The 21,021-nt window shown below is 49.4% G+C and carries 22 protein-coding genes; 16 read left to right on the top strand and 6 right to left on the bottom strand.

What is annotated here, in order from left to right; translation table 11 throughout:
- Window positions 1-23: 23 nt before the first annotated feature.
- The 4 genes from B0F88_RS16285 to recJ all read left to right on the top strand — a co-directional run bounded on the left by B0F88_RS16285 (window position 24) and on the right by recJ (window position 4,896).
- Window positions 24-1,334 (top strand): homoserine dehydrogenase, encoded by a 1,311-nt coding sequence (locus B0F88_RS16285; protein ID WP_104424995.1) that lies wholly within the window; start codon window positions 24-26, stop codon window positions 1,332-1,334.
- A 7-nt stretch (window positions 1,335-1,341) separates the two neighbouring features.
- Window positions 1,342-2,421 (top strand): threonine synthase, encoded by a 1,080-nt coding sequence (thrC, locus tag B0F88_RS16290; RefSeq protein WP_104424996.1) that lies wholly within the window; start codon window positions 1,342-1,344, stop codon window positions 2,419-2,421.
- 255 nt (window positions 2,422-2,676) lie between these two features.
- Complete coding sequence (locus B0F88_RS16295) at window positions 2,677-2,958, top strand: DUF1640 domain-containing protein (RefSeq protein WP_104424997.1); 282 nt, start codon at window positions 2,677-2,679, stop codon at window positions 2,956-2,958.
- Between the two features lie 192 nt (window positions 2,959-3,150).
- A complete protein-coding gene (recJ, locus tag B0F88_RS16300; protein ID WP_104424998.1) occupies window positions 3,151-4,896 on the top strand; it encodes a single-stranded-DNA-specific exonuclease RecJ in 1,746 nt (581 codons plus the stop codon).
- A 43-nt stretch (window positions 4,897-4,939) separates the two neighbouring features.
- Here recJ and B0F88_RS16305 read toward each other — a convergent pair whose 3' ends face one another.
- Genes B0F88_RS16305 through B0F88_RS16325 form a run of 5 tightly spaced genes read right to left on the bottom strand, consistent with a single transcriptional unit; the run spans window position 4,940 to window position 7,449 of the window.
- Complete coding sequence (locus B0F88_RS16305; RefSeq protein ID WP_104424999.1) at window positions 4,940-5,977, bottom strand: peptidylprolyl isomerase; 1,038 nt, start codon at window positions 5,975-5,977, stop codon at window positions 4,940-4,942.
- Window positions 5,978-6,256, bottom strand: a complete 279-nt coding sequence (locus B0F88_RS16310) for a BolA family protein (protein ID WP_104425000.1) — start codon at window positions 6,254-6,256, stop codon at window positions 5,978-5,980.
- Window positions 6,253-6,555, bottom strand: coding sequence for a YciI family protein (locus tag B0F88_RS16315; protein WP_104425001.1), 303 nt, complete (start codon window positions 6,553-6,555; stop codon window positions 6,253-6,255). Before B0F88_RS16315 ends, B0F88_RS16310 begins: the two co-directional genes overlap by 4 nt.
- Window positions 6,556-6,558: 3 nt before the next feature.
- Complete coding sequence (locus B0F88_RS16320; protein ID WP_104425002.1) at window positions 6,559-7,095, bottom strand: septation protein A; 537 nt, start codon at window positions 7,093-7,095, stop codon at window positions 6,559-6,561.
- 21 nt (window positions 7,096-7,116) lie between these two features.
- The gene (locus B0F88_RS16325) at window positions 7,117-7,449 is read right to left on the bottom strand and encodes a hypothetical protein (protein WP_104425003.1); all 333 of its coding nucleotides are present in this window, start codon (window positions 7,447-7,449) and stop codon (window positions 7,117-7,119) included.
- 118 nt (window positions 7,450-7,567) lie between these two features.
- Between B0F88_RS16325 and B0F88_RS16330 the strand changes: the two genes are divergently transcribed.
- From B0F88_RS16330 to truD, 12 genes are all read left to right on the top strand, one after another.
- The gene (locus B0F88_RS16330; protein ID WP_104425004.1) at window positions 7,568-7,870 is read left to right on the top strand and encodes a DUF1244 domain-containing protein; all 303 of its coding nucleotides are present in this window, start codon (window positions 7,568-7,570) and stop codon (window positions 7,868-7,870) included.
- Window positions 7,867-8,598, top strand: coding sequence for a class I SAM-dependent methyltransferase (locus B0F88_RS16335; protein ID WP_104425005.1), 732 nt, complete (start codon window positions 7,867-7,869; stop codon window positions 8,596-8,598). The genes B0F88_RS16330 and B0F88_RS16335 overlap by 4 nt, the downstream gene beginning before the upstream one ends.
- 13 nt (window positions 8,599-8,611) lie before the next feature.
- Window positions 8,612-9,844 (top strand): hypothetical protein, encoded by a 1,233-nt coding sequence (locus B0F88_RS16340; protein ID WP_104425006.1) that lies wholly within the window; start codon window positions 8,612-8,614, stop codon window positions 9,842-9,844.
- Between the two features lie 177 nt (window positions 9,845-10,021).
- On the top strand, window positions 10,022-10,987 hold the full coding sequence (gene accA, locus B0F88_RS16345; RefSeq protein ID WP_104425007.1) for an acetyl-CoA carboxylase carboxyl transferase subunit alpha: 966 nt from the start codon (window positions 10,022-10,024) through the stop codon (window positions 10,985-10,987).
- Window positions 10,988-10,994: 7 nt separating this feature from the next.
- Window positions 10,995-12,350: a tRNA lysidine(34) synthetase TilS gene (gene tilS, locus B0F88_RS16350; RefSeq protein ID WP_104425008.1), complete on the top strand. Its 1,356-nt coding sequence runs from the start codon at window positions 10,995-10,997 to the stop codon at window positions 12,348-12,350.
- 99 nt (window positions 12,351-12,449) lie between these two features.
- Window positions 12,450-14,117: a CTP synthase gene (locus tag B0F88_RS16355; RefSeq protein ID WP_104425009.1), complete on the top strand. Its 1,668-nt coding sequence runs from the start codon at window positions 12,450-12,452 to the stop codon at window positions 14,115-14,117.
- Window positions 14,117-14,950 (top strand): 3-deoxy-8-phosphooctulonate synthase, encoded by an 834-nt coding sequence (gene kdsA, locus B0F88_RS16360; RefSeq protein ID WP_104425010.1) that lies wholly within the window; start codon window positions 14,117-14,119, stop codon window positions 14,948-14,950. Before B0F88_RS16355 ends, kdsA begins: the two co-directional genes overlap by 1 nt.
- 13 nt (window positions 14,951-14,963) lie before the next feature.
- Window positions 14,964-16,244 carry a phosphopyruvate hydratase gene (gene eno, locus B0F88_RS16365; RefSeq protein WP_104425011.1) on the top strand — a complete coding sequence of 427 codons (1,281 nt, stop codon included), beginning with the start codon at window positions 14,964-14,966 and terminating at the stop codon, window positions 16,242-16,244.
- Between the two features lie 100 nt (window positions 16,245-16,344).
- Complete coding sequence (locus B0F88_RS16370) at window positions 16,345-16,614, top strand: septum formation initiator family protein (RefSeq protein ID WP_104425012.1); 270 nt, start codon at window positions 16,345-16,347, stop codon at window positions 16,612-16,614.
- 78 nt (window positions 16,615-16,692) lie between these two features.
- Window positions 16,693-17,385: a 2-C-methyl-D-erythritol 4-phosphate cytidylyltransferase gene (gene ispD, locus B0F88_RS16375; RefSeq protein ID WP_104425013.1), complete on the top strand. Its 693-nt coding sequence runs from the start codon at window positions 16,693-16,695 to the stop codon at window positions 17,383-17,385.
- Window positions 17,382-17,855, top strand: coding sequence for a 2-C-methyl-D-erythritol 2,4-cyclodiphosphate synthase (gene ispF, locus B0F88_RS16380; RefSeq protein ID WP_104425014.1), 474 nt, complete (start codon window positions 17,382-17,384; stop codon window positions 17,853-17,855). The genes ispD and ispF overlap by 4 nt, the downstream gene beginning before the upstream one ends.
- 147 nt (window positions 17,856-18,002) lie before the next feature.
- On the top strand, window positions 18,003-19,022 hold the full coding sequence (truD, locus tag B0F88_RS16385) for a tRNA pseudouridine(13) synthase TruD (protein WP_104425015.1): 1,020 nt from the start codon (window positions 18,003-18,005) through the stop codon (window positions 19,020-19,022).
- A gap of 290 nt (window positions 19,023-19,312) precedes the next feature.
- Here the strand turns inward: truD and B0F88_RS16390 are convergent, their stop codons facing one another.
- Window positions 19,313-21,007: a carbamoyltransferase family protein gene (locus B0F88_RS16390; RefSeq protein WP_181049933.1), complete on the bottom strand. Its 1,695-nt coding sequence runs from the start codon at window positions 21,005-21,007 to the stop codon at window positions 19,313-19,315.
- Between the last annotated feature and the right edge of the window lie 14 nt (window positions 21,008-21,021).

Raw genomic sequence — 21,021 nt, forward strand, 5'->3', positions numbered from 1 at the left:
TAATTTTTTAACTGGAGTTTGATTTGAAACCGGTAAAAGTAGGTGTATTAGGATTGGGTACTGTCGGCGGCGGCACCGTCAATGTGTTGAAGCGGAACGCGGCGGAAATCGCCCGCAGGGCAGGGCGTGAAATTATTATCACCCGCGCTTCGGCCAAGGATTTAAACAAGCAGCGCATTTGCGACACGCAAGGCATCGCCTTAACGACCGATCCTTATGAAATTATCAATGACCCCGAAATTGAAATCGTTCTGGAGCTGATCGGCGGGGCCGGGCCGGTCAAAGACATGGTGCTGAAAGCCATAGAAAACGGCAAGCATGTCGTTACCGCGAACAAATCGCTGATTGCCTTGCACGGCAACGAGATTTTCGCCAAAGCCGGCGAAAAAGGCGTGATCGTCGCGTTCGAAGCCGCTGTCGCCGGCGGCATTCCGATTATCAAAGCGATACGCGAAGGCTTGAGCGGCAACCAGATCGAATGGCTGGCGGGCATCATCAACGGCACCGGTAATTTCATCCTGACCGAAATGCGCGACAAAGGCCGCGATTTTGCCGACGTATTGGCCGAGGCGCAAGCTCTGGGTTACGCGGAAGCCGATCCTACTTTCGATGTGGAAGGGATAGACGCCGGTCATAAATTGACCATTCTGGCATCGATCGCTTTCGGCATCCCTTTGCAGTTCGACAAGGTTTATACCGAAGGCATTACCAAGATCACCCGTACCGATGTCGAATACGCGGAACAGCTGGGTTACCGAATCAAGCATCTGGGTATCGCCCGCAAAACGCCGGAAGGCATCGAATTAAGAGTGCATCCGACGCTGATCCCGGAACGGCGTCTTATCGCCAACGTCAACGGCGTCATGAATGCCGTTTTGGTTAAAGGCGATGCGGTCGGGCCTACGCTTTATTACGGAGCCGGAGCCGGAGCCGAACCTACCGCATCGTCCGTCGTCGCCGATGTGATCGATGTGGTCAGGGCCTTGACCAGCGACCCGGAAAACCGCGTGCCGCATCTGGCGTTTCAGGCCAATGCCTTAGTGGACATTCCGGTATTGCCTGCTGACATGTTCAGGACCGCTTATTATTTGCGGCTTAATGCGGAAGATAAACCGGGCGTTTTGGCTGAAGTGACCCGTATTCTGGCCGAGCATCAAATAAGTATTGAAGCCATCAGCCAGAAAGTGCCGCTGAACAATGAAACGTCGGTACCGATTATCATACTGACGCAAATCACGCTGGAAAAAGAAATGAACGCGGCTATCGCTGAAATTGAAGCGTTAAAAACCGTTAGCGGTAAAGTCAACCGCATCCGCCTGGAAACTTTGGGATAAATAAAACATGTCTACGCAAAAACACTACACCGGCTTGATTGAACGCTACAGAGACCGCTTGCCGGTCAGCGCAAGCACCCGCATCATCAGCTTGAACGAAGGCAATACGCCGATGATTCAACTGCAAAACATCCCCCGCTTGATCGGCAAGGATGTTGAGATTTACGTCAAGTTCGAAGGCTTGAATCCGACCGGTTCATTCAAGGATCGCGGCATGACCATGGCGGTTACCAAAGCCGTGGAAGAAGGCAGCCAGGCGATTATCTGCGCCTCAACCGGCAATACCTCCGCCGCTGCCGCAGCCTACGCGGCGCGCGCCGGCATCAAAGCTTTCGTGTTGATACCCGAAGGCAAGATTGCCCAGGGCAAGCTGGCGCAAACGCTGATGTACGGCGCTGAGATTATCCAGATTAACGGCAACTTCGATAAAGGCATGTCGCTGGTTAAGGAAATCGCCGACCATGCGCCGGTCACCATCGTGAACTCGATCAACCCGTTCAGGCTTGACGGACAAAAAACCGCCGCCTTTGAAATCGTCGACGACCTCGGTTTCGCGCCCGACTATCACTGCCTGCCGGTCGGCAATGCCGGAAACATAAGCGCATACTGGAAAGGCTATACCGAATATGCCGTCAGTCGTGTGTGCAGCACTCGCCCGGTCATGTGCGGTTATCAGGCGGCCGGGGCCGCGCCGTTCGTTGCCGGTCACATGATCGACGAGCCGGAAACCATTGCTACGGCGATACGCATCGGCCATCCGCAATCCTGGGATTTTGCCTGGGCCGCGCAAAAAGAATCCGGCGGCTGGTTTGACAAGTTCACCGACGAACAGATTTTAGCCGCGCAAAAAATGCTGTCCCAGTATGAGGGCATCTTTTGCGAGCCGGCTTCGGCGACATCTTTAGCTGGAGCCTTGCAGGACATCGGTTCCGGTAAAATCCCCGAAGGCAGCAAAATTGTCTGCACCTTGACCGGTAACGGCTTGAAAGATCCCGATACCGCTATCTCGCAATGCGCCGCGGCACATCCGGTGACGATTGAAGCCAGTCTGGATGCGGTTAAGCGGGCTATTTTGGATTGTTTGTAATGTATTTTCACCACGAAGACACGAAGTTCACGAAGAAAAATAAGGCAAAAACTTCATGTTCTTCGTGTCTTCATGGTGAATTAATCCATTTTTCTGCAACTCATCCGAGAACGATCAAATAATGTAAAGCCGATGGCGATGTCGGCATATTCGACTTACGAAAACGGTGTTCGTCAATAGTGTGCGAATGCGCTCTTGTTCGGATTACATGGGTAGCTTACACTTTACAGATAGTTATTTTTCAGGAGATGCGTTATGACGGCTGTGACATTTGATACGCTTAAATTCGTTGAAAAACTAAAATCTGCGGGTGTACCCGAAGAACAAGCCAAAGCAATGTCGGAAGCTTTCCGTGATGCATCCGGTGAAGCTGATTTAGCAACCAAGCGCGATCTTAAAGATACTGAATTAAGATTAGAGTCACGCATTGACAAGCTCGATACGCGTATGGGAGGGGAGTTGATGCTGGTAAAATGGATGCTTGGCGTTATTATTGCGGCTGAGGCTATGCCGTGGTTTGTTAAGCTATTTACATAGCTAAGCAAAGTTCACTGTGCGTACCTTTTTTGAGAGTTAGGGATTTAATTAAAGCCCAACCTTCTATCTTTTGGCACGCACGGCACGCCCTACGCTAAGTTTTCAATAAAACCTTCGTGTTCTTCGTGTCTTCGTGGTGAATTTTTGTAAAATTTAAAGCCGACCAATGTCGGCTTTTTTATTGGAAACCCCATGTATTATCAAGGTGTAAAAAAAACCATAGTTACCCGTCCTGTCCCGAAAAAACGCGCTAACCTGGGCCAAATGCATCCCATATTGGAGCGCATCTTTTTAGCCAGGGGCTTAACTTCGGAAGCGGAACTGGACAGGACGCTGGCAAAACTGCCGTCGCCGTGGCTGCTGTCGGGCATGGAAGCTTTGGTCGGGCATTTGATCACGGCAATCAATGAGCGGCAAAAAATTTGCATCGTGGCTGACTTCGATGCCGACGGCGCTACCAGTTGCGCGGTGGCTATCAAGGGCTTGCAATTGCTGGGGGCTGGGGAAGTTTTATTTGTTGTACCCAACCGCTTTGAATACGGTTACGGCTTGACGCCTGAAATCGTCGATCTGGTTCAGCTGCAAAACCCTGATGTGATTATTACCGTGGATAACGGCATATCCAGCATAGACGGGGTTAGGGTAGCTAAAGAGTTGGGCATAAAAGTCCTGATCACCGACCATCATTTGCCGGGTCATGAGTTGCCTGTTGCGGACGCCATCGTCAATCCGAATCTGGCCGACGATCAATTCCCCAGCGGTGCGCTTGCCGGTGTCGGCGTTATGTTCTATGTGTTGATGGCTTTAAGGAGCCGGTTAAGGGAACAGAACTGGTTCGAGCTTAACCAGGTTCAGGAGCCTAATCTTGCCCAATTGCTCGATTATGTCGCCTTGGGTACGGTCGCCGACGTGGTGGCGCTGGATCAAATCAACCGGGTTCTGGTTCATCAGGGTTTGTTAAGAATACGCACGGGGCGGGCGCATCCGGGGATCAATGCACTGATCGAGGTATCGGGCAGAAAACCTGAAGCCATTTTTGCCTCCGATTTGGGTTTTGCGCTGGGGCCTAGGCTTAATGCGGCAGGGCGTATGGACGATATGTCGCTGGGCATTCAATGCTTGCTGACCGATGACCCGGCGCTGGCAAAAACAATGGCGCTGCAACTCGATGAGCTGAACAATGACCGGCGGGAAATCGAAGGGCAAATGAAAAACGAGGCCACGGCCTTGTTAAGTGAGATGAAACGCCTGGATGAGCACCATTTGCCGGCGGGGGTCTGTTTGTTTGATGCAAACTGGCACCAAGGTGTTATCGGTATTTTGGCGTCGCGGATTAAAGACCAACTGCATCGTCCCGTTATCGCCTTTGCGCCTGCCGGAAAAGACGAGATAAAAGGCTCGGCCCGCTCAATTCCCGGCGTTCATATTCGCGATGTGCTGAGCGATATTGCCGCCGCACATCCTAAATTGCTGAGTAAATTCGGCGGACACGCGATGGCGGCAGGCATGAGCCTGAAAATGCACGACTACCCGCCTTTTGCGCTGGCTTTTGATGAAATGGTCAGAAAGCGTCTGGCAACTATCGATCTGGAGCAAAAAATCTATTCCGACGGCGAGTTGACCGAACAGGAAATGACTATCGAATTTGCCGATTTGCTGCAAAATGCCGGTACTTGGGGGCAGGAATTCCCCGAGCCCGTGTTCGACGGGGTTTTTGATGTGATTCAATCGCGTATTCTCAAGGAGCGGCATCTTAAATTAGTGCTCAGAAAACCGCACGGCAATTTGTTGATCGATGCGATTGCTTTTTATGTGGATAAGCCGGAGAACTGGTTGGGGTTGCGGCATATCAAGGCGGCTTACAAACTGGACATTAATGAGTTCAGGGGTAATCGCAGCGTGCAGTTCATAGTGCAGTATCTGGAAAAAATCACATAAAAAAAGGGCGGATAAACCGCCCTTTTTTGCAGATAACGCAATACTATTTTTTGGGTTCAGCAGGCGCTGCGGGTGCGGGTTCTGCTGCCTTTTCAGCCGGTTTGGCGGGTTCTTCCGCTTTAGCCGGTTCCGTTGCTGCGGGAGCTGCCGCTTTATCGGCTTCAGCAGGCGCTGCTTCGGTAGCCGCAGGTTGTTCTGCTGGAGCTGCCGCGGCTTCGGCTTTGGGTTTTTCGTCGGTCAACGGCACCAAAATTTCTACTTTCGCCTGTTTACGCAATGTTTCTATCATCTCTTGAACTTTTTTGCGTTGCAGGAAAGGCATCAGTTGGTCTTTAACCGCTTCCAATGGAGGAGGGGTTAATGCACGCGAATCTTCTTTTAAAATCACATGGTAGCCAAACTGAGTCTTAACTGGCTCTTTAGTGTATTTGCCTTTTTCCAGTGCGGCCACTGCTTCAGAGAAAGGAGCAACCATTTGCGCGGCGGAAAACCAGCCCAAGTCGCCGCCATTTTGCGATTCTTTGGCATCCAATGAGTTCTTGTTGGCTAATTTCGCAAAATCTGCGCCTTTATCCAATTCAGCGATCAGTTTTTTAGCTTCCGCTTCGGTTTTAACCAGGATATGGCTTGCCTTGTACTCAGTACCCTTTTCAGCGGCAACTTTGCTGTCGTATTCGGCTTTGATTTCTGCATCGGTTACCGGATTGGCTTTGAGGAAGTTTTGCAGGTCGGCTTGAGTTAACAGTGCTTTTTTCGCGGCTTCAAGCTGTGCTATGAGTTCAGGCGATTTGTCCAGTTGCTTTTGTGTGGCGTCTTGAACCAGCAATTCGCGCTGAACGAGTTCTTCAATCAGTTTTTCTTTGGGGAAAGATTGTCCGTGGCTACGCTCGGCGATTTCTTTTTCCAGCGTTTCAAGCGTTGATTTGGCAATATACTGGCCGTTGACGACAGCAACAGCATCAGCTTTATCAATAGCAGGGGCAGCAGTCGTAGTAGGAGAAGCGCTGTCAGCGGCTTTTTCTTGGTTACAACCGGCAAGCAATGCCGTGCCGACAACAAGCAGAGGGATAAATTTTTTCATTTATAATTTTCCTTTGGTTTCTTCAGAGGGTGAGAGAGCATTAATGCCTAAGGCATGAATTTGTTGTTTCATCATGTCGCCCAGCGCGTTATAAATAAGCTGGTGTCGTTGGACTAAAGATCTGCCTTCAAAAATTTCAGCGACGATAGTGACATGATAGTGTCCTCCGCCGCTACGTGCGCCGGCATGTCCGGCATGCGCCGAACTGTTATCAATGATTTCTAAAAGCCCCGGATTAAAGGCTTCATTCAGCAACTGTTTGATTAATTCGGATGTCATTGTGGCAAGACCTTTTTAAATGGTTTAACGGTAACTTTGGCGTAAACCCCGGCGTCGATATAGGGATCAACATCCGCCCACTGTTGGGCCTCTGTCAGGCTGTCAAATTCGGCAACCACCAGACTGCCGGTAAAACCGGCCGCTCCGGGGTTGTCACTGTCAACTGATGGGTGAGGGCCGGCTAAAATCAGCCTGCCGGCATCCTGTAACTCTTGCAGACGCTTGAGATGCGCCGGACGCACGGATAGTCTTTTTTCCAAGCTATCCGCTATGTCTTCGCTGATAATGGCATATAACACGTTTTATTCCTCTGTATCGGGTATGTATTTATATAAAAAGACCATTTGCAGCAAAATGAAAACAACCATTAAGGCCGGTACGCCGAACGTTTTAAAGGTAACCCAATCATCGGTGTCGTAATTGTACATGACATAAAGGTTGATAAAGCCTACGCTGATAAAAAAGCCGGCCCATAGGGTGTTTAATCGTTTCCAGATCAACGCGGGCAGGGTTAAGCTGCCGGACAGCATTTTTTCAATGAAGGGTTTTTTACCAACATACTGGCTACCCAAAAAGGCTGCGCCAAACAACCATTCTATGATGGATAGTTTCCATTTGATAAATTGCTCGTCCTGCAAATAGAGGGTTGCGCCGCCCATCACCAGAATCAAGCCTAGGGTAATCCACTGCATGGTTTCAACCTTGCGGTGTTTAAACCATGCGTAGACTACCTGAATGATTGTTGCCACGATGACAACGGCGGTAGCGACATAAATATCGTAAAGTTTAAACGCGATAAAAAATAAAAGTATAGGGAAAAATTCGAAAAGCTGTTTCATTAGTAGCCGAAAGTGGGGTGGTCAGGCGTAAGCATCTATTCCTGTTATCAATTGAGCACGTTGATCTTGCAGTGGCGCATTGAATTCCTGGGTGTAGGCGGAAAGTGCTCTTAAGGTTCGCGAGTTGGTTGGTTTGATAATATTGTCCTGGCTTGACGAATCAATGGCTAGGCTAACATTATCCAGCGTTTTTTTAATCTCTTCGGGTGAAGAGGCTTGATTAGATTTTTTGTTTTGCTCATCTATTGAAACAGAGAGTTCATTTTTATCTTTATTTTGCGCACTATTATTCCGGCCAACTTTCTGGTTCAGGCTAATAGGCTGAAAAATTAATGATGAACTATGAATTCTCATATATGAGGTGAGTCGTTATGCATATCTAACTGTTGTTCATTGTAAAATCTTTGATGCGGAATGTACATGCTTGAATGGTCGTTTCTGCTAGAATATCGATTATTTTTGGAGCGGATCTGTGGATAAAAACACAAAAACAGAACTAGAGGCCGGCGCGTTCAGACGTTTAGTCGGTCATTTGCAAAAAAACACCGACGTTCAAAATATCGACTTAATGATTTTGGCTGATTTTTGCAGAAATTGTCTGGCCAAATGGTATATGGCGGAAGCGGTGGAACAGGGCGTAGAGATGGATTATGAGCAGGCCAGGGAAGTCGTTTACGGTATGCCTTATAACGAATGGAAAGATAAATTTCAAACCGAAGCCACTGCGGAACAGTTAGCCGCTTTCGAACGCAAACAACAAGCCAAATTACAATGACAGACAAATACGATGCTATATTTTCCGGCGTTATCGGCCAAGATTATGAGCTGCTCAACTTAATCTGCCCTTTAGCAACCAAAATGAGCCGACTGGTAGGGGATGCGGTCTCGGACTATGCTGCGCATACAACCGGTAATCTCACAGTGGTGGAACTGGGCGGCGGCACAGGGATTACCACTTTATCGCTGCTAACCGCGTCGGACAAACTGAATATCTTGAGCATTGATAACGAGCCGGTCATGCAGGAACAGGCCAAAAAGCATCTGCATAAATGGGCGACAGAAGGCAGGCTGGCTTTTTGCGGCGATGATGCGTTAACGGCATTGAAAAACATTGCAACCGGTAGCGTCGATATAGTGGCTTCCGCTTATACCCTGCATAACTTTCTCGATACCTATCGCAACGAAGTCCTACAAGAAGTTTTCAGGATTTTGACACCGGGCGGCCGCTTCATTAACGGCGACCGTTACGGCTTGGATGATGTTTCCAAGCATACGCGTACTATCCAGGACGAAGTCAGCGGTTATTTCAAGGTATTAACCCAGATTAACAAGCTGGACGTACTGGAACACTGGATAGTGCATTTGTTTAGCGATGAATCGGAAAACCACGTTATGCGCGAATCAGTGGCGTTAAAACAACTGAGCGATGCCGGTTTTTCAATCATCACCCTGAGCCACAGACTTGAAGTCAATGCGCTGGTGACAGCGACAAAGCCCGACTGATAAAAAGCGACCCATGAAGCATATTTTTCTGTTACTTGTGATGACGACCCAGCTAAGCGGCTGCGCGAGTTTGGGCAAAGGTATGGCTGAAGCCTTTCTGGAAAAACAGCAAGCGGTCGATACCCGTCTTTGCGAAATATGGGGCAAGCCTTTTAAAGGACTTGCGCCGAATCTGGGTAATAAACAAGGCAAAATGAAGGTGCTGATGGTGCATGGGGTGGGCGATCATTCGCCGGGATACTCCACGCAATTTATAGAAAAACTGGCTAAAGAACTGGATTTGCCGGTGATGTCGTCGCAGTATAAAAACATCGGCCTAACCAGCCGCCTGGATAACAGCAAAAACCTGGGCAACTTGAGAATCAACCGATTTTTAAGCAAAGACAGAAGCAAGGAGTTGCTGTTTTATGAATTAACCTGGTCCATCATTACCGCCAAGCAAAAAGAAGTGCTGGCCTATGATAATTCAGGGGAATATTCATTTCGCAGAGCCGAAGTCAATAACATGATGAAGCTGTTCTCCAATGATACCGGGCCTGATCCGATTATCTATCTGGGAGAGAGCAGGAATGACATATTGGTTTCATTCGGCCAATCTTTCTGCTGGATGACCAAAAGCAACTGGAACGACTTGCCTGACGATAAAGTACAAGCCTGTTCATTTAATGACGACAGCGCCGCAAAAAACATGCTGATTGATCAGTATGCCTTTGTTTCGCACAGCCTGGGCAGTCGGATTATTGTTGACGGTATGCAACGCATTGCTTCTTTAGTGGACCAGCGCGATGCTGATTTCAGTGCGGCATTAAAGCGCAAAGAAATCCCCATTTATATGATGTCCAATCAACTGCCGATGTTGCAGTTGGGGGAGAAACTACCCGATGTCAGCAATCAAAAAGACGCGTATTGCAAGGAGAATGGAGAAAAGTACAGTCAACGCATGTTGGCTAAAACACCGATCATTGCCTTTAGCGACCCTAACGATTTGCTTAGTTATGCGATTCCGCACGGCTTCGTGGAAAAATATCTGGATTCAAGGTTATGCACTGAAGTCACCAATGTTAATATTAATGTGGCGACCATCCTTGACGCATTCGGTCTGGGTAAATTCGCCAACCCTATCGACGCCCATGTCGGTTACGATACCGATGACCGAGTGATTGCGCTTATCGCCAAAGGCATTGGCGACTCCAATACCTCCGGGGTTGTGAAAGACCGTTGCCGATGGGTTGAGACGATAGATTAGGCGGGAGATGTGCCGGACCCGAGACGAATATTTTACGCCAGGCACGAATCCAGCGCTGTGAACTTTTGCGAGCATAACGAAAGCGATGTTCGGAATAATCTGGAATTTATTTAGAATAAATTGCTGAATTTCTATAAAATTACCCATTACTGTAACAATTCTTCAGATCAAGTCTACATGGACCTAAAATTTCTCGATTTTGAACAACCTATCGCTGAATTAGAAGCGAAAATTGAAGAACTCCGCAATGTCGAGTTCGACAATAATATTAATATTTCCGATGCGATTAAGCAGCTGGAAGATCGAAGCCAAGCGCTGACAGAGACTATTTTTACCGATCTTTCCGATTGGCAGATTTCTCAGCTATCCCGGCATCCGGGGCGTCCCTATACGCTGGACTATGTCGAACATATTTTTACTGATTTTCATGAGCTGCACGGCGACCGCGCTTATGCCGATGATCCGGCTATTATTTGCGGATTAGCGCGCCTTAACGGAGAGTCGGTTATGGTGATCGGCCATCAAAAGGGCCGCGATACCAAGGAAAAAATTTACCGCAACTTCGGCATGCCGCGCCCGGAAGGTTACCGCAAGGCGTTACGCATGATGAAAATGGCGGAACGTTTCAAAATGCCGGTTATTTGCCTGATCGACACGCCGGGAGCTTATCCGGGCATCGGCGCGGAAGAGCGCGGCCAAAGCGAAGCTATCGCCAGAAACCTGTTTGAAATGGCCAAGCTCAAAACGCCGATTATCTGCACCATCATCGGCGAAGGCGGTTCCGGCGGTGCGTTGGCCATCGGCGTCGGCGACCGTTTAATCATGCTGGAATACAGCACGTATTCCGTAATTTCCCCGGAAGGCTGCGCATCCATTCTGTGGAAAAGCGCCGATAAATCACAATTGGCTGCCGAGGCGATGGGTATTACTTCGGATCGTATACGTGAGCAGGGATTTCTCGATGAAGTCGTCAGGGAACCTTTAGGCGGCGGGCATAGGAACTTTAAAGCGATTGCCTCGAATTTGAAGGAAGCGCTGGCTCGCCATATGCACGAGTTGAAGAGTGTCCCCGTTGATACAATGATGGAAAGGCGCTATCAACGGATTATGAATTTTGGGGTTTTTGAGGAAAGCGGGAAGTAACGCTTAGGTGCAAGGCGAAAGGCGAAAAGCGAAAGATTCGCTGCTTTACGAGGATTTCCACGAGAGTATTTCCAGGCTTGATCTTGAGCACGGGCGGCAAAGGCTTTATGTCGCCTATAGTGGCGGAGTAGATTCCCATGTGTTGCTGCATTGTTGCGCTTCAATACCTCGACTCAAAGATAAGATTACCGCCGTTTACGTTCATCACGGCCTGCAAGCCGAGGCTGAATCCTGGGCTAAGCATTGCGAAAAAACGGCAAAAGAGCTGGGTGTCGAGTTTTTAACGTTACGGGTTAATGCCAAACCGACACCGGGCGAAAGTCCCGAAGAGGTCGCCAGAAACGCCCGATATGACGCTTTAAAATCGCTCATTAACGCCGGGGATGCGTTGCTGCTCGCCCAGCACCGGGAAGACCAGCTGGAAACGGTGTTGCTGCAATTGTTTCGCGGCAGCGGCTTGCGCGGACTATCCGGGATGCCGGAGCGCATGGCTTTCGGGGCGGGCGTTATGCTCAGGCCTTTTCTGGATACGCCCAAGCAGGCGATTATCGATTACGCTCATGCACATCAGTTAAGCTGGGTTGAAGATCCCAGCAACCAAAGCAATGATTATGACCGTAATTTCCTGCGCAATGCGGTTGTGCCGTTACTGAAACAGCGCTGGCCTGCAATCGATAAAACCGTAGCCCGTTCGGCAAAGCATTGTGCCGATGCACAGTTGCTGGTCGAGGAAGTCGCTGATGAGTTGTTCGGCGCGGTTTTAAATCCAGAAGACAAGACCTTATGTATCAGCCGGCTGATGGAACATCACAGCCATCCGCGGCAACTTATCCTCAGGCATTGGTTTCGGTACTTGGGGCTAAAAATGCCTTCGCAGGCTTTTATCGGGCGAATTTTAAGTCAGGTGGTTGCGGCGGGCGAGCATCGCGATCCGGTATTGTCAGGACAAGGGTACAACATTCGCCGTTACCGGAATAAACTGTATTGTCTGACGAATCAATCGGCACAAGAATCCCTGCAAGACCTTGTTTGGCCTGTCGGACAAATGTCGATAAAAGTCAGCCATGACCGGACACTATTCTGTGTGCCTTCATCGACAGGGATACTCCGTGAACAATGGCTAAGCGCCAAGGTCGAGATCAGATTCCGCAGGGGCGGTGAAAAAATCTGCCTGCCGGGGCGTCAAGGTCATCATTCGCTGAAGAAACTGTTTCAGGAAGCGGCTGTTCCGCCGTGGGAAAGGGATGTGACGCCTTTGGTTTACCTGAATGGTAAGCTTGCCGCCGTGGGCGATAAATGGATCAGTGCCGCGTTCTACGATGAAAAACCTCAGGCTTGCGTCAGTTTGTCCCTGCAAAGTTAAGAATTAAACCCAAAAGACAATGACGAATTTTGTATTGTCGATTAAAATGCACCAGTTTTACCTAACTTCATCAGTTTTCACTGAAGTCTAAAATCCTACATGACAAAATACATCTTCATTACCGGCGGCGTCGTCTCGTCACTTGGCAAAGGCATTGCCGCATCTTCGCTTGCCGCTATTCTTGAGTCTCGCGGCCTCAAAGTCACCATGACCAAGCTCGATCCTTACATCAATGTCGATCCGGGTACGATGAGTCCTTTTCAGCACGGCGAGGTGTTTGTTACTGAAGACGGTACCGAAACCGATCTCGATTTAGGTCATTATGAGCGGTTTCTTAAAACCACGATGACTAAAAAGAACAGCTTCTCGACGGGACAGGTCTACGAAAGTGTTTTGCGCAAAGAGCGTAAGGGCGAATATCTGGGCGCGACGGTCCAGGTTATCCCGCATATTACCGATGAAATTAAGCGCCGTGTATACGAAAGCGCCGATGACTGCATCGATGCCAGCGGCAGGATAACCCAGGGCGCGGTCGATGTCGCCTTGATTGAAGTCGGAGGTACGGTCGGTGATATTGAATCCTTGCCGTTTCTGGAAGCTATCCGGCAGATGCGTTTTGAGCTGGGCTCCGAACGGTCGTTGTTTATTCATTTAACACTGGTGCCGTACATTCGTTCCGCCGGTGAAATAAAAACCAAGCCGACCCAGCATTCGGTAAAAGAACTGCGCAGTATCGGCATACAGCCGGATATTTTGATTTGCCGTTCCGAACAGCCGATACCTCACAGCGAACGCCGCAAAATTGCGTTGTTTACCAATGTGGAAGAAAAGGCGGTTATTTCTGCGGTCGATGCTGCTTCGATTTACAAGATTCCGTTGTTATTGCATGAACAAGGCTTGGATGACATTGTCGTCAACAAGTTGCGTCTGGACGTGCCTCCGGCGAATCTGACCGAGTGGGAAGCGGTCGTTGATGCGCTGGAACATTCCGTCAATAAAGCGACCATCGCCATTGTCGGTAAATATGTCGATCATTCCGATGCTTATAAATCATTGAATGAAGCGCTGATACACGCCGGTATCCGCACCCGCACCAAGGTCAATATTGTTTATATCGACTCGGAAACGATAGAGGATGAAGGCGTTGCCAAGCTGAAAGGCATTGACGCCATTCTGGTGCCGGGCGGCTTCGGCGAGCGCGGCGTGGAGGGCAAAATTGCCACGGTCAGGTATGCGCGGGAAAATAAAATCCCTTATCTGGGTATTTGTCTGGGCATGCAGGTTGCCGTTATTGAGTTTGCCCGCGATGCAGCCGGATTGGAAGGCGCGCACAGCACCGAATTCTTGCCCAAGTCGCCGCACCCGGTGATCGGCTTGATTACCGAATGGATGTCTGAGGACGGCCAGTTGGAAATCCGCAGCGAAGACTCCGATTTGGGCGGTTCCATGCGCCTGGGCGGTCAGCAATGCCGGTTGCAATCGGATTCACTGGCTTTCCAGCTATACCAGAAAGATGTGATTACCGAAAGGCATCGGCATCGTTACGAGTTTAACAGCCAGTACCTGGAAAAACTGGAACAGGCCGGCATGCGTTTTTCCGGAAAATCTATCGACGGCCGTCTGGTCGAAGTGGTGGAAATACCCGATCATCCGTGGTTCCTGGCTTGCCAGTTCCATCCTGAATTCACCTCGACGCCGAGAAAAGGCCATCCGCTGTTTTCCGGTTTTGTCGTCGCGGCTGTTGAACATAAAAAAGGTACAGTGTAATGAAATTATGTGGTTTTGAAGCGGGTCTGGATCAGCCGTTTTTTTTGATAGCCGGGCCCTGCGTTATCGAGAGCGAGCAACTGGCGCTGGACACGGCGGGTTACCTTAAGGAATTAACGACCCAGCTGAATATCCCTTTTATCTACAAGTCGTCTTTTGATAAAGCCAACCGTTCGTCGCACGAAAGTTATCGCGGTCCCGGCGTGGAAGAGGGGCTAAAAATACTGGAAAAAGTCAAACAGCAAATCGGCGTGCCGGTGTTGACCGATGTGCATGAAGATACGCCGCTGGCCGAAGTCGCGTCGGTCGTTGACGTGATGCAAACGCCTGCGTTTTTATGCCGGCAAACCAATTTTATTCAGCAAGTTGCCTCTCACGGCATTCCTGTCAATATCAAAAAAGGCCAGTTCCTGGCGCCTTGGGATATGGTGAATGTCGCCAACAAAGCCAAGGCGACCGGAAACCAGCAGATTATGGTCTGCGAGCGCGGCGTATCGTTCGGCTACAACAACCTGGTTTCCGACATGCGCTCATTGGCGGTCATGCGCGACACCGGTTGCCCGGTGGTTTTTGATGCGACGCACTCGGTGCAACTGCCCGGCGGACAAGGCACGGTATCAGGCGGACAACGCGAATTTGTACCGGTATTAGCCAGAGCGGCGGTAGCGGTAGGCATTGCAGGACTGTTTATGGAAACCCATCCGAATCCCGCGGAAGCGAAAAGTGACGGCCCCAACTCCTGGTCTTTACACAGAATGAAAGAATTACTGGAAATTTTATTAACTATCGACAAGGCGGTAAAAACAACCGGCCTGATCGAAACAACTCTCTAAATAAGGAAACATAATGACTGCAATAGTAGATATTCGTGCAAGAGAAATTTTAGATTCACGCGGCAATCCGACCCTGGAAGCGGACGTAATTTTGGCGTCCGGCGTGATCGGCAGCGCTATGGTTCCATCCGGTGCATCGACAGGCGAACGCGAAGCGATAGAATTGCGCGACAATGACAAAGGCCGTTATTTGGGTAAAGGCGTATTAACAGCGGTTAACAATGTTAATACTGAAATTCGCGCCGCGGTTGTCGGTATGGATGTTGCCGATCAAGCGGGCATCGACAAAAAAATGATTGCGCTGGACGATACCGAGAACAAAGGCCGCTTAGGCGCGAATGCGATTTTGGCCGTATCATTGGCGGCAGCTCATGCGGCGGCTAAAGAAGCGGGCGTACCTTTATACCGTCACTTGAATACCAGCGGTAAATTCGTGATGCCGGTACCGATGATGAACATCATCAACGGCGGCTCACATGCTGACAACAGCGTTGACCTGCAAGAATTCATGATTCTGCCTGTAGGCGCTCCTACTTTCCGCGAAGCTATCCGTTACGGCGCTGAAGTTTTCCATAACCTGAGCAAAGTTTTAAAAGGCAGAGGCTTGGCAACGACTGTCGGCGACGAAGGCGGATTCGCACCTAACCTGTCTTCTAACGAAGAAGCGATTGAAGTCATTCTGGAAGCGATCGAAAAAGCAGGTTACAAAGCCGGCGTCGATATTTATTTAGGTATGGACGCAGCCAGCTCCGAATACTACAAAGACGGCCGTTATGAGTTATCGGCAGAAGGCAGAAGCTTCAATTCGGTTGAAATGAATGATTTCTTTGTCGAATGGGTTAACAAATATCCGATTATTTCTATCGAAGACGGCCTGGATCAAAACGACTGGACCGGCTGGAAAGATCAAACCGAAAAATTGGGCAACAAAATCCAATTGGTCGGCGACGATTTGTTCGTGACTAACCCCGCTACTTTAAAAGAAGGCATTGAGAAAGGCATTGCCAACTCAATTCTGATTAAAGTAAATCAAATCGGTACTTTGACCGAAACGTTGGATGCTATTAATACTGCACACGCGGCAGGTTACACCGCTGTCGTATCGCATCGTTCAGGCGAAACCGAAGATACCACCATTGCCGATTTGGCCGTTGCAACAGGAACAGGACAAATCAAAACCGGTTCTTTGAGCCGTTCCGACCGTGTCGCCAAGTACAACCGCCTGATGAAGATTGAAGAAGAGTTAGGCGAGTTGGCGGTTTACGCAGGCCGTAGCGCGTTTAAAATGCTGTAAAAAAGCAGACGAAGGGCGAAAGGCGAAAGACAAAGGGTGGAAATCATGAGTCTTGCGCCTTTAGCCTTTAGCCTTTTGCCCTTAGCCTTTTGCCTTATCCATGAAAACCCTCATTGCAATCATCATCCTGTTGATTATCCATTTTCAATACCGGATATGGGTTGGCGACGGCAGTGTTGCGCAGATTGAAGCTTATCAACAGCGACTTGATGTTTTGAAAAAACAGGCCGAGGAAAAAAGACAGCGCAACGAAGCGCTTTACGCTGAAGTGCTGGATTTAAGAAAAGGACAGGAAGCCATTGAGGAGCGGGCCAGAGACGAATTAGGGATGATTAAGGAAGATGAAACGTTTTTTCATGTGCTTGAATAAGGCGAAAGACGAAAGGCTAAGGATGAAAAAAGCACCAGCCTTTCGTCTTTCGCCTTCAGCCCTTCGCTTTTTTTATCCATGACCCATTCAATAAAATTCTGGGCTATCGTACCCGCTGCCGGTGTCGGCAAACGCATGCAGGCCGACCGGCCTAAACAATATCTGGATCTTGCCGGGAAAACGGTCATCGAACATACCCTGCTGCGCTTGTTGCAGGCCGATGTCTTTGCCGCCATTGCCGTTGCGGTTTCCGAAGAAGATCCTTACTGGCCCGAGCTTGCCGTATCCCAACATCAAAACATCATCACCGCTCCGGGCGGCAAAGAGCGGGCCGATTCTGTACTGTCCGGGTTAAAAACCATCCGAGAGCAAGCGTCCGATGACGACTGGGTATTGGTGCATGATGCGGCGAGGCCCTGCATTACCGCGAGCGACATTCACCTCCTGATCGATACGCTGGCTGGCGATGACGTGGGCGGAATTCTGGCTTTGGCATCCCCGGATACCTTAAAACAGGTGCAAGGTAACGACATCACCGGAACGTTGGATAGAAGCCATATCTGGCGGGCATTGACGCCGCAGATGTTCCGTTACGGCATGCTGAAAACCGCACTGGAGCAAAGCCAAGGCAACCCGGCCATCACCGACGACGCCAGCGCCCTGGAATTACAAGGATTGCGGCCGAAAATCGTCGAGGGCCGTCCCGACAACATCAAAATCACCCGCCCGGAAGACCTGGCGCTGGCGCAATTTTATATGGAGCAACAATGATTAGAGTAGGTCAAGGTTACGATGTACACCGTTTCAAAGACGGCGGCGAGATAATACTAGGTGGCGTGAAAATACCTTACGAACAAGGCCTGGAAGCGCATTCCGACGGCGATGTGGTGTTGCATGCGCTGTGCGATGCGATATTGGGCGCGGCGGCCTTGGGCGACATCGGCAAGCATTTTCCCGATACCGATCCCGAATTTAAAGGCGCCGACAGCCGGATTCTATTGCGTCATGTTTACAGTATCGTGCAGGAAAAAGGCTATAAGCTGGTCAATGCGGATATTACGATTATTGCCCAAGCGCCTAAAATGTCGCCGCATACAGCCACGATGTGCCGCAATATCGCCGATGATTTGCATGTGGATATCGATTGCATCAACGTCAAAGCGACCACCACGGAAAAGCTGGGTTTTGAGGGGCGAAAGGAAGGCATTGCCGTGCAGGCGATAGTCCTTATCGAAAAGTAAATTCAGACATAAAGAATGGAACACGGATGGCACGGATTAGGCTGATAACCGCTGATTAAGAGCAATCAGCAAACTTGGTTGCGGCTTTTAAAATCCGTTTAAATCCGTCTGATCCGTGCCATCCGTGTTCCGTTGAATAGTTGCCTTATGCAAAATATTGAAATCCCCATCTGGCCTTACGTTTACGGCGGGCCGTCCGGCACCGGCAAAATCCGCAGTTTACCCGAAGACTTTATCGTTAAAGAAAATCTGTCATTCGAACCGTCGGGTGATGGCGAACACGTTTTCTTGCAGATAGAAAAGAAAGGCGAAAATACCGAATATGTCGCAAGGCAGTTGTCCAGGTTCGCCAATGTCAGGCAGCGCGATGTCAGTTATGCGGGCTTAAAAGACCGCTACGCCGTCACGACGCAATGGTTCAGCGTCTGGTTGCCGGGCAAAGCGGATCCAGACTGGACGCTGTTTGAATCGGACAGCATCAAGGTGCTGCAAGCTGTGCGCCATGCCAGAAAACTCAAACGCGGCGTGTTGTCAGGCAACAGCTTTAAGCTGATTGTCCGCGATTGGCAGGGCGATCAGGCAAAAACCATCCGGCAACTGGAACTGATTAAAGCCAACGGCATCGCCAATTATTTCGGCTCGCAGCGTTTTGGCAATGCGGGCCAGAATGTCAGCAAGGCTTTGGGCATGTTTGAGGGAGCGAAAGTGGGCCGGGAGCAACGCAGCATCTATTTGTCTGCGGTCAGGTCTTATCTGTTTAACCTGATTTTGGCTGAACGGGTAGCTCAAAATAACTGGAATCAGCCGGTTGTCGGCGACACCTATCAATTCGATCTGTCGCACAGCTGTTTCCAATCGGATCAGCCGGACGCTGAAATTATCCGACGGCTAGAAGCAAAAGAAATTCATCCTACCGGCGTGTTATGGGGCAGGGGAAATGCCGATGTATCCGTCGATGCGCTCGCTATTGAACAAGCCGTTATCGATACGCACCCGCAATTGGCTCAGGGATTGATGGCGAGCGATGTTGACCGGGATAGACGCGCCTTAAGGGTTAACGTGCAGGATATACGCTGGCAGTTTATTGATGATGCGGTGTTAGAGCTTTGCTTTACCCTGCCGGCGGGGAGCTACGCCACGTCGGTGTTGCGGGAAATTATTGTATAAAAAGAACACCACGAAGACATGAAAAGCACGAAGAAAAACATAAAACTTCGTGCTCTTCGCGCCTCGGCAATTGCTCCTGCATCCATGCAGTCGTTCGTGGTGAATAAAAATTTTAATCAGCGGTTTACCACGTTGTACTTAGGAACGTGCATGAAATAATTTGAGCAAGTTTTATTTTTCATTTTTTAACCATGAAGGACATGAAGCGGCATGAAAGGTTTAAGTCTTCATGTCCTTCATGCTCTTCATGCTCTTCATGGTAATTGTCTAAATTAATTTATGCACGATCCTTAGTCGGTTTTTCTAAGTAAAAACGGCCCCAAAACCAACGCATCCAGACCGGCGGCCTGAAAGGCGCAAATAGCCTCGTCGGCAGTCCGAACAATAGGCTCTTCGTGCATATTGAAGCTGGTGTTAATGACGCTGGGTACGCCTGTAACATCGTAATATTCTTTAATAATATCGTAATAGTCCGGGTTGTCTTCCCGGCGTAACACTTGCGGGCGCGCCGTGTTATCGATATGCACGGCGGCGGGAATATTTCTTTTCGCCAGGTCGGAAACATGGTAGGTAAGCGTCATAAAGCGCGCGGTAATATGATCTTCTTCCCATTCCGGGAAATATTCCTTCGCATGTTCCTGAAGGATAACCGGGGCAAAAGGCATGAACTCGGTGCGGGCAAACTTTTTGTTCAGCCAATCGTTAATGGTTGGATCATTGCACGCCGCCATTACGGTGCGATTGCCCAAGGCGCGAGGGCCGTATTCCATCTTGCCGTCGGCGCGCGCAATCACCTTGCCGTCGGCTAATAATCCGGCAACGGTCAATGCAAGATTGTCGGGTTCTTCATACGCGAGTCCCTGTTTTTCGAGTGCGGCTAATGCATTATCGCGGTTAATTTCGGTGCCCAGATAAACTTGCTGATTAAACTGGGGTTCAAAACCCTGATTCAAACGTGAGTAAAGCTCAAATGCGGCGCCTGTCGCCAAACCGCCGTCACCCATGTTCGGATGTACATAAATGGTTTCAACTTCCGGCAACGCCAGGATCAGTTGATTCAGTTTTACATTGGAAAATACGCCGCCGGCCAAGGCCAATTTGGCGACTTTTAATGCTTTGGCTTGATCTTGCACCCACTTGCAAATCAATTTTTCGGTATAGGCCTGAATACCGGCCGCTACATCTTCTTTGGACAGATCGGCGCACAATTCCTTAATAACGGATTGGCCAAGGTCGGACCCGAATTTTAGAACAACCCGTACCAATTTAGAGTCAAAAAGTTCATCCCAATTTTCGCTGTTGGTATGCGCAAGTAAACGGGATAATAACGGCTCCGGCTTACCGAAAGCGGCCAAACCCAACACTTTGCCTTCATGTCTGCTGGGCTTAAAGCCTAAGTAAATGGTAACGGCGGAGTACAATAGACCGATGCTGTTTATCTGATGCAAATGGTCTACATGCCGTAACTTTCCGTGTTCGCCTATCCAAACCGAACCCCAGGAAAAGTCGCCTACGCCGTCCAAAGTAATCACACCTACACGTTCGTTGCCAAAAGGCGAGGCATAATAAGCCGATGCGGCATGGGCTAAATGATGTTCGACCGTTTGATAGGGTTTTTGCGCCAAAATCCCTAGTGGGGTTTTACGCCGGTGAAATACGCGACGATAACGCTCAAATTGCTTTTTCCAGAAAATACTTCTGACTGACGTATCGGTTTTCGCCACCTTGGCCATATGATCGTAATATCGGTTAAGATAAGGTATTTGTTGCCGGCGCGATAAATTAGCCTTGGCGACTATATCAACATCTTCAGCGTTCAATCCCGCGATAGCTAAAGCTTCATCGATTGCGGCATGAGGAAAGGAGCCGTCATTTTTAATTCTGGAAATACGTTCCAATTCAATAGAAGCAACCAATTTGCCATCGATTAAAATTGAAGCGGCGGAATTATGATGGCAACGATCATTAATGCCGAGAATAATCATAAAAAACTCCAAAG

The sequence above is a fragment of the Methylobacter tundripaludum genome, from assembly GCF_002934365.1.
Classification (GTDB): Bacteria; Pseudomonadota; Gammaproteobacteria; order Methylococcales; family Methylomonadaceae; genus Methylobacter_A; species Methylobacter_A tundripaludum_A.